Genomic DNA, 10,725 nt, shown 5'->3' with positions numbered 1-10,725 from the left:
GAGCGGCGAGTGCAAGTGATTCGCCTGCGAAAAGCTGGTCACACCTACGACGAGATTGCGCAGCAGACTGGTCTGAGCCGCACGGGTGTGTTTGACATCTGCAAGCGCCACGAGGCGTCTGGGGTGAAGGCACTGCGCGATGCACCCAATGGCCGCAAGACAGGCGATGGCAGATTGCTGACGGGGAAGCAGGAAGAGCTGATTCGCAAGTTGATTGCCGACAAGACGCCGGACCAACTGAAGATGGTCTATGCCTTGTGGACGAGGCAAGCGGTGGCCGAGCTTGTTTTTGATCGCTTTGGCATCAAGCTGGCGCTCAGGACCATGGGCCTGTACCTGGCGCGCTGGGGCTTTACGCCTCAAAAGCCCATGAAGAAGGCTTACGAGCAGTCGCCCGCGGCGCTCAAGAAATGGCTTGAAGAGGACTACCCAGCCATTGCCGCCAGGTCCAAAGCAGAAGGCGCGCAGATCCACTGGGGCGATGAAAGCGGCCTGCGCAGCGATGACGTCCGTGGTCGCGGCTACGCACCCAAGGGGCAGACACCTGTGATCCGCGTGAACAACAAACGTCACGGCTTGTCGGTGATCTCTACCGTGACCAATAAGGGGCAGATGCGCTGGAAGATCTTCGACGGCGCGCTCAACGCCCAGATTCTGATCGACTTTCTGAAGCGGCTGATCAAGGGGGCGAGCAAGAAAGTCTTTCTCATTCTGGACAACCTGCGTGTGCATCACGCCAAGCCCGTGAAAGCTTGGCTGGCGCAAAACGCTGATGCGATCGAAGTGTTTTACCTGCCGAGCTACAGCCCCGAACTCAACCCCGATGAAATGGCCAACGCCGACATCAAGCAGGCCGTCACCAAGCTGGCTCCTGCCCGAACCAAGCTGCAGCTTGTCAAGGCCACGTCTGAGCATCTGCGCAGTGTGCAGCGGCAACCGGAGCGCGTGCGTAAGTACTTTGAACATGGGCCTGTACGCTATGCTGCTTGATTCAAGTTGGAAAATGCCGGATCAATAAGCTCGGCGTCTCGCAGCAGAACCTACTGTACTACGCGAGCCTGGCAAACTTCTACACTGTCCACGACCTGCGCAATCTGAAGGCCGATCAGACCCAACTCTACCTGCTGTGCTATGCCTGGGTACGCTACCGGCAGCTCTCCGACAACCTGGTCGATGCGATGGCGTACCACATGAAGCAGTTGGAGGACGAAAGCAGCGCGGGCGCCAAACAATCCTTTGCAGATGAACAAGTGCGCCGTCAGCAGGAAACGCCACGGGTAGGCCGCCTGCTGTCACTCTACGTCGATGATAGCGTGGCCGATCCCACGCCCTTCGGCGAGGTGCGGCAGCGCGCCTACAAGATCATGCCCCGCGATACGCTGCAAACCACGGCGCAACGTATGAGCGTGAAACCGGCAAGCAAGCTGGCCTTGCAGTGGCAGGCGGTGGACGGCCTGGCCGACCGCATTCGCCGCCATCTTCGTCCGCTGTACGTTGCGCTCGACCTCTCCGGCTCCAATCCAGACAGCCCGTGGCTCGCCGCGCTGGTCTGGGCCAAAGGCGTTTTCGCCAAGCAGCAGCGGCTGTCGCAACGCCCGCTTGATGAATGTCCCGCGGCGACACTTGCGAAACGCTTGCGGCCGTACCTGCTGACCTTCGATGCCGACGGCAAACCAACCGGCCTGCACGCTGACCGCTACGAGTTCTGGCTGTACCGCCAGATCAGAAAGCGCTTCCAATCGGGTGAACTCTACCTCGATGACAGCCTGCAACACCGGCACTTCTCCGATGAATTGGTTTCGCTGGACAGGAAGGTCGATGTGCTCGCACAAATGGACATCCCCTTCCTGCAGCAGCCCGTCCATGCCCAACTCGATGCGCTGGCTGCCGAACTACGCGCGCAGTGGCTGGCATTCAACCGCGAGCTGAAACAGTGCAAGCTGACGCACCTCGAATACAACAAGGACACGCAAAAGCTGACCTGGCGCAAGCCCAAGAGCGAGAATGAAAAAACGCGCGAAAAGGCATTCTACGAGAAGCTTCCGTTCTGCGACGTGGCCGACGTGTTTCGCTTCGTCAACGACGAGTGCAAGTTTCTGTCGGCGCTCACACCCATGCAGCCGCGCTATGCGAAGAAGGTCGTCGATGCCGACAGCCTGATGGCAGTCATCATCGCGCAAGCGATGAACCATGGCAACCACGTCATGGCGCGCACCAGCGACATCCCGTACCACGTGCTGGAGAGCGGCTACCAGCAGTACCTGCGCCAGGCAACGCTGCACGCGGCCAACGACTGCATCAGCAACGCCATCGCCACGCTACCGATCTTTCCGTACTACTCGTTTGACCTCGAAACGCTGTACGGTGCCGTCGACGGGCAGAAATTCAGCGTCGAGCGGCCGACCGTTAAGGCGCGCTATTCGCGCAAGTACTTCGGGCGCGGCAAGGGCGTGGTCGCCTACACGCTGCTGTGCAACCACATCCCGCTCAACGGCTACCTGATCGGCGCGCACGACTACGAGGCCCACCACGTGTTCGATATCTGGTATCGCAACACGTCGGACATCATGCCAACCGCGATCACCGGCGACATGCACAGCGTCAACAAGGCCAACTTCGCCATCCTGCACTGGTTTGGCCGTCGGTTCGAGCCGCGCTTCACCGACCTCAACGCGCAATTGAAAGAGCTCCACTGCCCTGACGATCCAGCACAGTACGAGGCGTGCCTGATTCGGCCAGTCGGGAAAATCGACTGCAATCTCATCAACCACGAGAAGCCGAACATCGAGCGGATCGTCGCCACACTCGGACTGAAGGAAATGACGCAAGGCACGCTGATCCGCAAGCTGTGCACCTACACCACGACGAACCCGACGCGGCGCGCGATCTTCGAGTTCGACAAGCTCATCCGCAGCATCTACACGCTGCGCTACCTGCGCGATCCGCAACTGGAACGCAACGTGCACCGCTCGCAAAATCGCCTTGAGTCCTACCATCAGCTACGCTCGGCCATTGCCCAGGTCGGCGGCAAGAAGGAACTGACCGGCCGCACCGACATTGAAATCGAGATCAGCAACCAGTGCGCAAGGCTGATCGCCAACGCGATCATTTTTTACAACTCGGCAATCTTGTCGCGGCTGGTGACCAAGTACGAGACGGCCGGCAACAGCAAGGCGCTGGCACTCATCGCCAAAATTTCGCCGGCGGCATGGCGGCACCTCCTGCTCAACGGGCACTACACCTTTCAAAGCACCGGCAAGACGATCGACCTCGATGCGCTCGTCGCGGGCCTGACAAAAGGCTACAGCAGCCATTCTGGCCGCAGGACGTTTGCGACCAGACTAATCGCGAACGGAACCCCCTATGAGGTCGTGCAGCAGCTATTAGGGCATGCACATCTGGACCAACTCTCGGCCTACGTGGACGTGTCGATGCGCGAAATGAGAGACTCAATTGCGGCGATTCACCTTGCGACCTAACCGGCAAAATCATATACTCGATGAGTATATTTGAAGGAGCTTCTGCCCTTATGGGTACGCCGACTACGCAACAAGAGTTTTTGCGGAATGCAATGACTCAATTGGATATGACTCGCGAACAGTTCGCGGAACGCATTGGAACGAAGAAACGCACGCTGGACAACTGGCTGTTGTCCACCGAATCGGCCGAATACCGCAGCATGCCGGATATGGCTTGGAAGTTTGTTCGCGAGATATTGGAGAATCTTTAAAAATCGCTTGAGATATACTCAATGAGTATATATAATTGTCTCTAGCTGTTACGATTCAACACGGTGAAAGGGATGAGAAACGATGACGAAAAAAACTTATGGTATTGACGTCAAGAAACGCACAGGCTCGCTACGTCCCGTCGAAATGAAATTGACTGGCAGCGAAGGAAGTCGTGTCGTACTCAGTGCTGCAAAGCGCGTCATTGCCACTCACGACAAAGTAATCAAGGCGCTCGCAAAAAGATGACGAGCCAGAACGCCATTGATGCACAACAGGTCATCGAGATTCATGACCTAATCCTGCGACAAGAACCAGGATTAGCCGGGGGGCATGGCGTAGGTCCATTGGAAGGGGCATTAGCGCGCATTGATAGCCGCATTCTCTACGAACAACTAGACGATGTTTTTGAGATTGCCGCCATGTACGCCGTCGCTTTGGCACGAGGCCATGTATTTAACGACGCTAACAAAAGAACCGCTCTTGTTACGGCCCTAACCTATCTCGCCATACAGGGGTATGACGTGCCTCGCTCTGATGAGCTTGAAGACATCATGGTTGATGTGGCCGAAGGCGCGCTCAACGAAAAAGAGCTTGCTGACTTGCTGTTCACAATCGCTACTGAATAAACTGGAAAAAGCCGTGCAGATAACTCTCCACGCTGCCAAGGATATTTACCGACAGGCCATCGACCCCCACGCGAGCGACGTAGAAGGCTCCGCGTGGTGGGATGAAGTTGCGGGCGAAATGCGCGGCGTTATCGACGCGCGTACTTTGGCCGACGCGGCGGAGCTAATTGCGTGGTGGCACGACGACTGGACAGGAATATCCGACACACCGCGCGCGGCGGCAAAGCGAATTCGCGAAGCGGCCCGTGGGGCACGCCGCAACGCATAGGAAAACTGAAAACCCCATGCCACGCGCGACGAAAGCGATTGACTACTGGAAGTGCCCCTGGTGCAAAGAACTAAACGAGTTTGTAAGCGTGACAGTGGAGGCCGCGGTGGTTGGAGATTTATCCGGCTTTGTCGATGAGATTGCGTGCCCTGAGTGCAGCAAAGAATCGTCGGTGTCGCTGAGCATCGAATTCCGCGCGAATCCGATCACAGACAGATAGGAAAAGATCATGTTAACCCGGAATGCTCCCGGCGCTTGGAAATTCGAGACCATAACCGTTGCGCAGGTACGAAAGCTTCAGGAGAGATCGCGCGAGTCACTAAACAAGCGTGTAACTGAGTTTGACTCGCTCGAAGATATCGAGGCGATCTATCGTTTGCGCTGCTTCTGCGAAGGCTACTTGGAGGGATTGCAGAAAGACGGACTGATGGGTGATGGACTTGCCGACCTGATCGCCATGGTGAAATCGGCCGAAGTTCGCGCAAAGCGCAGAATCAGCAAAACAGCGGGCGTCCGCACCCCGTATCGATTGCCTACGTTCAAGGAATGGAACCAATTCGGTCTGACGGCACCGCAAATTAAAGTGCCACGCCTGAGCACGCTTCCTGATTCTTATCGAGAAAAATTGGATGATTGAACATAGCCAGAATGAATCTCGAATGAATAAAGGTACGATTTGGATTCTTTCTATCAGCCTATTTTTTGGTTTTGCGACGGGTCTGATCGGTTGGAGCTACGAGCACCAACAAAATGCCGAGTGCCAAGTGCGACTGGAATCCTACTTGAAAGATGAGAGGGAATGGAGTGCAGCCCTACAAGCGAAAGAACCGGCGGCAAACGTACTTGAACATGTGTCTGGTAGCGCTCTTAAGCGCGCCTTAGCTGACAGTAGTTTTGCAAAAGGCGAGTGGTATCCACCGATTTGTAGTTCTCAACCGGCATGGGTTTTTTTTGATTGCCGGGGGGTACTCGTTTGCATCTGTCTTTTTCTCGGGTGCCATGTCGCTTGGCTATTTGGCAGGGCCTTCAATAAAGCGATGCGCGCGCTGAAGTGATCGCTCGCCCTTACAGCTTACAACGGAAAAGATCATGCTCTACGCAGGTGATCCCATTTACATACATGTGTGAATTACACGGAGCGGCGAACGAAAGATGAGTGACTACTTCAGTGACCGAGAATTAGGTCCGAAGCCTCGTATTGCACAAGAAATGACACCTGCTGCATGGGGCGGAATAGTATCTATCGTAGAGTCGCTGACCAGCACAGGATCGTTTGGCGCATGCTTCCCTGATGAATGTCCTGACGGCCGAGGCATAGTTGGGAACGACCTTAAGAATTTTCAACGTATGCTGGCATCCGAGATAAATGGCATCGACTGGCCGCTTAGAACGACAGAAAACAGTGGGGACGATTTTTGGAGCACACGGGAGCAGAAACCATGGGCGCCTTCAACGATGACAGTGCTCGATTTTGTTGAGTTCGTTTGGCGAAACGTAGCTCTCCCAGTTCCACACGACTTTCATTCATACTTCCAACATCACCACCTGTCCTTTGACATTGAATCCGGACGCGACACGTTTCGCGAAAACGTCAATCGCATCTTTGCGCGAAACGGCCTAGCTTACGAGCTTGGTGCTACTGGTAAAGTTACTCGAATCCTGCCCGCTGTTCTTGACCAGTTATTGACACGTACCTACTTTCGTACGAGCGACCCCACTTTGAATTTTATGCTCGATGAGAGCCGTGCGAAATTTTCTAGTCCGGCCCCCATTACGAGGCGTGAAGGACTCGAACGGCTTTTCGATGCTTGGGAAAGGTTCAAAACGATAGGGGGAGAGAACAAGTCACTTTCCGTGAAGGATCTGCTGGACAAGGCGGCACCCGGCGGAGTCCTACGCGACGCGTTAGAGGCAGAGGCAAAAGAGCTTACGAAAATAGGTAACTCTCATCTTTTCGTCATCATGAAATGAAGCAAGTGCCGGTAATCGACGTGGATCAAATAGACTACTTGTATCACCGGCTCTTCAGCCTCATTGAGCTTATTGGTCGAAAAAATTCCGGCGACTGAAAGCCAACTCGCGGCTATTAGGACCATCGCATGCGCCGGTGTTCGCGTCTATGTCGACCCGAGCGGCTTTGTCATCACAGAAGCGGGCAAGCTATCTGGCAGGGGCGTGACTGCCGAGGGTTAACTTCGACACGGTAATCCGGACAACCAGGAAAACGGTAGAAGCATGGGATTCTTCCAGATCAAATCACCCCTCGATATGCTCGAAAAGGCACGTCGCGAGCGAAACAGGATGGTCGCCGAAGTTCACATTGACCACGTCTACAACTTTTTTGTCACGGTTGCGCACGTCGCGGACTACGTGAAGCATAGCGGTGCTGTTGAGCAGAAGGGCTCTGGTGCAAATAGGTGGTCTGAATCTGTTACATTATGCTGCTCAAAAATCGGGGGATCGATGATGAGCAAGGCCAAAGGCGGGGATGGGCATTGTCAGGTTGGCGGCCCGATCACTTAAAATAGCGGGATGAAGAAATCAAAATCGCTCTATCACGGTCATCGGTTCCCAGCCGCGGTCATCAGCTGCGCGGTACGCTGGTACTTCCGCTTTCAACTGAGCTTGCGCGACATCGAAGAATTGCTTTTCGAGCGCGGTGTCGTTGTGACCTACGAGACGATTCGATGTTGGTGCGACAAGTTCGGTACGGGTTTGGCTCGCAGAGTGAAAGCCGCCCGGCCCACGCCCGGAATTACGTGGCACCTCGACGAGATGTTTGTAACCCTGCGCGGCGAACCTTACTTGTTGTGGCGTGCGGTGGACGAGCATGGCACCGAGCTCGACATCCTGGTGCAAAAGCGACGCGACAAGGCCGCCGCCAAACGTTTCTTCAAGCGTGTGTTGCGATCGAACCCGGTACCACGCAAGATCGTCACCGACCAACTGCGTAGCTATCCGGCAGCAAGAGCCGAGATCTCTGAACTGGCGAACGTCAAGCACGTGTTCGTGAACGCGGCTGCTCGCCTAAACAACCGAGCCGAGAACAGCCACCAACCGACTCGCGAACGCGAGCGACGCATGCGCGGTTTTCGCGCCCCTGAAAGCACACAAAAATTCCTCTCATGCTTCGGGCCGATACGGCAACATTTCGCACTCAAGCGCCATCAGTTATGCGCGTCAGTTTATCGCTCACAACTCGCAGAGCAGTTCGAGGCGTGGCGCAAATTCACCAACATTACCCAAAATCCGTCTACCGGTTTGTGACCGGCACTCGCTCCCGACCTCGGGCTGTCCCATTTTCCGCAAGTTGACAATGCCCCGCTGAGCTGATTAACCTCGCCACGACGGGTACAGCTGGATCTGACACCTTATACGGAACGAGTGCTGCTGAAACCTTCGATGGCAAGGGTGGCGGTGACTATCTGGTTGGTCAAGGAGGTGCAGACACGTTTATCTACAACGCAGGCTATGGCGCGCTTCGCATCCGTGAGGTTGAAACTGGAACACCGACAAGTGTCTTAAAATTTGGCGAAGGCATTACGGCGTCGTCATTGAAGGTCGGTAACGCATTTGACGGTAATGATTTGGTCATCACCGATGGAATCGCCGGCGACGAAATAACGATCAGTGAGATGATTGTCAATTCGGACTTTGTTGGCATTGGCAAGATCGAATTCGGCGATGGCACGAGTCTTACCAGCGATCAGATTTTCGCAATGGAGACGACGGGCGATACTGGTGCAAACTCCCTGTATGGAACATCTCGGAATGACGTCTTTGACGGTAAGGGTGGTGGCGATTACATCGATGGAGGTGGAGGAAGCGACACCATTATGTATAGCGTTGGCTATGGGCACCTCGAGGTATACGATTTTGGGGACGCTTCAAACCTGCGGCTCGTTGAGGGTCCCATACCCGTTAACTTCAGCGTTAGCGTATCAGGTTCAAGCCTTATTTTGGCTGATGGAACGGCCGGCGACCAGATCGTTCTGGACAATATGCTGTTGAGGGCGCTCTTGACGCCAGCAGGGAAAATACATCAGTCACCTTCGCCGACGGCACATCTCTGACCGCTGCACAACTGTATGATTTATCACGCACGGTTTCAGGAACCGCGGCAAGCGAAACACTTGATGCTGGTGCGAATGACTTGATATTGGATGGTAAAGGCGGCAACGACACTTATCACTCGTATTACGCCAACGATACCTTTGTATTTAATTCAGGATACGGCGCACTCGAAATCAATAACGAGAACTACTCGGGAGGGACGTTCGCTAGCGTGTTGCGATTCGGCCCTGGCGTCACATTAGACTCCTTGCGTGTGACTTCCGATGGCAACGTCCTCGTGCTTCGCGATGGCGTCGACGGCGACGCTGTTACCGTCGATCATTTTTTCTCCGAATTTGGTTGGGCGGGCATCACTTCGGTTGAACTCAATGACGGCACTGTGCTGAACGTTTCGCAATTGATCCAGTTGGAGGAAACGGGTTCAACGGGGGCCGACACGCTTTACGGTACGAGCGGCGCGGATACGATCGACGGGAGGGGCGGAAACGACCTGGCGATTGGTAATGGTGGCGCGGATACGTTTTTCTATAACGCTGGTTACGGCGCCTTAGAGATTTCTTCCGATGAGGGATCGACGCCTACCAGCGTCTTGCGCTTCGGCGAAGGCATTACGGCCTCTTCCATCACGGTGCGGAACAGTAATTCAGGCACGGCGATTCAAATCACCGACGGGATCGACGGCGACGTTATAACCATCGATAACATGTATTCTGATTCGGGCACAAAAGGCGTCGGCTCGGTTGAATTTTTCGACGGTACAACGCTGACTGCGCAGCAGCTCATTGCGCTCAACGCCGGACGTGCTCCCGAAGCGACCTACTACGGAACAACGGGTGCGGATTCCATCACGGGAAGCGGGGAGGATGAACTTTTTGATGGCAAAGGCGGCACAGACTACTTTAAGGGCAATGCCGGTAACGATACCTTCGTATTCAACCAAGGCTACCGCGCGCTGGAAGTCGACGAAAATTGGTATAGCGGGCAAGCACCTGTGCTTCAGCTTGGCGCCGGGATCGAAGCATCGATGCTAAAGGTGTCCGTAGCTAATAGTCATAGCGGTCTTGTGATTACGGATGGCGTTGCCGGGGACCAAATTACCCTCGACAACATGCTGTACGATTATCAGGGTGTCTCGACGATTCGCTTCGCCGATGGTTCGACGCTATCGAAAGCGCAGATCATCGCGATGGAGACGACAGGCACCAGTGGTGCGGACTCGATGTATGGGAGCACCGCTGCTGAACTGTTTGACGGCAAGGGCGGCGCTGACTATGCGAAGGGTAGTGGTGGGAACGACACCTTCGTATTCAACGAAGGATATGGTCAGCTTGAGATCGATGAAACGCTCAACGATGGCGCGACCACCGTTTTGCAACTCGGCGCCGGCATTACACGGGAAAATATCAAGGCTTACTTTGACGGTGCCACCCTGGTTCTCACCGACGGGATTTCCGGCGACCAGATTCGAATCGATAACGAGAAGTACTCGAACAACGGTATTAATTTGGTGCAATTTGCCGATGGTGCAACGCTGACACAAGCGGATCTGCAAACCTTGCCCACGACGGGCTCTGCTAGCAACGATTCCCTGACTGGTACGGGTGACAGTGAAGTAATCGACGGCAAGGGTGGTAATGATACGGTGAACGGCAATATGGGGAACGATACCTTCGTCTATAACCAGGGATATGGTGCGCTCGAGATCAATAACAACTACTGGTATGGTCAAAACCCGGTTCTGCAGTTGGGTGCGGGCATTACCGCCGCCGATCTGCAAGTCGCGACTGATGCAAGCCATACCGGCTTGATTCTGACCGACGGCGTCGCGGGTGACACGATTCATATCGACAACATCAAGAGCACGGAGCGGACTGGCGTCGGAAGCGTCACGTTTGCCGATGGCACCACCATGTCGGCGGCGGACCTGATCGCCCTCACCACAGTGGGCACGACTGGCAATGACGCCTTGTATGGTTCGTCCTCTAACGATATGTTCGACGGGAAGGGCGGCGACGATACCATCACC

General features: G+C 55.1%; 13 protein-coding genes and 1 pseudogene. All 14 read left to right on the top strand.

All coding sequences use genetic code 11. The features are described 5' to 3' along the window. The coding region (locus WM40_RS24835) for an IS630 family transposase (RefSeq protein WP_052738515.1) at nucleotides 1-990 on the top strand (990 nt) is incomplete at its 5' end. A gap of 20 nt (nucleotides 991-1,010) precedes the next feature. Beyond that, nucleotides 1,011-3,302: pseudogene (locus tag WM40_RS24830) on the top strand (Tn3 family transposase); the annotation flags it as partial. Further along, nucleotides 3,291-3,479, top strand: coding sequence for a tyrosine-type recombinase/integrase (locus WM40_RS31820; RefSeq protein ID WP_236693688.1), 189 nt, complete (start codon nucleotides 3,291-3,293; stop codon nucleotides 3,477-3,479). The pseudogene WM40_RS24830 and the gene WM40_RS31820, both read left to right, overlap by 12 nt. A 50-nt stretch (nucleotides 3,480-3,529) precedes the next feature. After that, complete coding sequence (locus WM40_RS24825) at nucleotides 3,530-3,730, top strand: transcriptional regulator (protein WP_046154309.1); 201 nt, start codon at nucleotides 3,530-3,532, stop codon at nucleotides 3,728-3,730. A gap of 82 nt (nucleotides 3,731-3,812) precedes the next feature. Continuing rightward, nucleotides 3,813-3,977, top strand: coding sequence for a hypothetical protein (locus tag WM40_RS30460; RefSeq protein WP_157685976.1), 165 nt, complete (start codon nucleotides 3,813-3,815; stop codon nucleotides 3,975-3,977). Further along, nucleotides 3,974-4,357, top strand: coding sequence for a type II toxin-antitoxin system death-on-curing family toxin (locus WM40_RS24820; protein WP_046154308.1), 384 nt, complete (start codon nucleotides 3,974-3,976; stop codon nucleotides 4,355-4,357). Before WM40_RS30460 ends, WM40_RS24820 begins: the two co-directional genes overlap by 4 nt. A 13-nt stretch (nucleotides 4,358-4,370) precedes the next feature. Further along, complete coding sequence (locus tag WM40_RS24815; protein WP_046154307.1) at nucleotides 4,371-4,625, top strand: hypothetical protein; 255 nt, start codon at nucleotides 4,371-4,373, stop codon at nucleotides 4,623-4,625. A gap of 229 nt (nucleotides 4,626-4,854) precedes the next feature. Further along, complete coding sequence (locus WM40_RS24805; protein ID WP_046154305.1) at nucleotides 4,855-5,262, top strand: hypothetical protein; 408 nt, start codon at nucleotides 4,855-4,857, stop codon at nucleotides 5,260-5,262. Then, on the top strand, nucleotides 5,255-5,680 hold the full coding sequence (locus tag WM40_RS24800) for a hypothetical protein (protein ID WP_046154304.1): 426 nt from the start codon (nucleotides 5,255-5,257) through the stop codon (nucleotides 5,678-5,680). The genes WM40_RS24805 and WM40_RS24800 overlap by 8 nt, the downstream gene beginning before the upstream one ends. A 97-nt stretch (nucleotides 5,681-5,777) precedes the next feature. After that, entirely contained in the window at nucleotides 5,778-6,596 is an 819-nt protein-coding gene (locus WM40_RS24795) for an AbiJ-NTD4 domain-containing protein (RefSeq protein ID WP_236693687.1), read from the top strand. Nucleotides 6,597-6,860: 264 nt separating this feature from the next. After that, a complete protein-coding gene (locus WM40_RS24790; RefSeq protein ID WP_046154303.1) occupies nucleotides 6,861-7,148 on the top strand; it encodes a hypothetical protein in 288 nt (95 codons plus the stop codon). 9 nt (nucleotides 7,149-7,157) lie between these two features. Next, nucleotides 7,158-7,892, top strand: coding sequence for an IS6 family transposase (locus tag WM40_RS24785; RefSeq protein WP_046154302.1), 735 nt, complete (start codon nucleotides 7,158-7,160; stop codon nucleotides 7,890-7,892). 287 nt (nucleotides 7,893-8,179) lie between these two features. Next, nucleotides 8,180-8,698, top strand: a complete 519-nt coding sequence (locus WM40_RS24780; RefSeq protein ID WP_046154301.1) for a calcium-binding protein — start codon at nucleotides 8,180-8,182, stop codon at nucleotides 8,696-8,698. A gap of 86 nt (nucleotides 8,699-8,784) precedes the next feature. Next, on the top strand, nucleotides 8,785-10,725 hold a 1,941-nt coding region (locus WM40_RS24775), incomplete at its 3' end, for a calcium-binding protein (protein ID WP_330218179.1).

Origin of the sequence: Robbsia andropogonis (genome assembly GCF_000970345.1) — a bacterium.
Classification (GTDB): domain Bacteria; phylum Pseudomonadota; class Gammaproteobacteria; order Burkholderiales; family Burkholderiaceae; genus Robbsia; species Robbsia andropogonis.
This window is presented reverse-complemented; position numbering and strand designations above follow the sequence as displayed.

What these genes read in the sequence shown, in the direction of transcription:
- WM40_RS30460 (WP_157685976.1), top strand. Translation starts at nt 3,813, where the DNA reads ATGACGAAAAAAACTTATGGTATTGACGTCAAGAAACGCACAGGCTCG.
- WM40_RS24825 (WP_046154309.1), top strand. Translation starts at nt 3,530, where the DNA reads ATGGGTACGCCGACTACGCAACAAGAGTTTTTGCGGAATGCAATGACT.
- WM40_RS24800 (WP_046154304.1), top strand. Translation starts at nt 5,255, where the DNA reads ATGATTGAACATAGCCAGAATGAATCTCGAATGAATAAAGGTACGATT.
- WM40_RS24820 (WP_046154308.1), top strand. Translation starts at nt 3,974, where the DNA reads ATGACGAGCCAGAACGCCATTGATGCACAACAGGTCATCGAGATTCAT.
- WM40_RS24795 (WP_236693687.1), top strand. Translation starts at nt 5,778, where the DNA reads ATGAGTGACTACTTCAGTGACCGAGAATTAGGTCCGAAGCCTCGTATT.
- WM40_RS24785 (WP_046154302.1), top strand. Translation starts at nt 7,158, where the DNA reads ATGAAGAAATCAAAATCGCTCTATCACGGTCATCGGTTCCCAGCCGCG.
- WM40_RS24790 (WP_046154303.1), top strand. Translation starts at nt 6,861, where the DNA reads ATGGGATTCTTCCAGATCAAATCACCCCTCGATATGCTCGAAAAGGCA.
- WM40_RS24805 (WP_046154305.1), top strand. Translation starts at nt 4,855, where the DNA reads ATGTTAACCCGGAATGCTCCCGGCGCTTGGAAATTCGAGACCATAACC.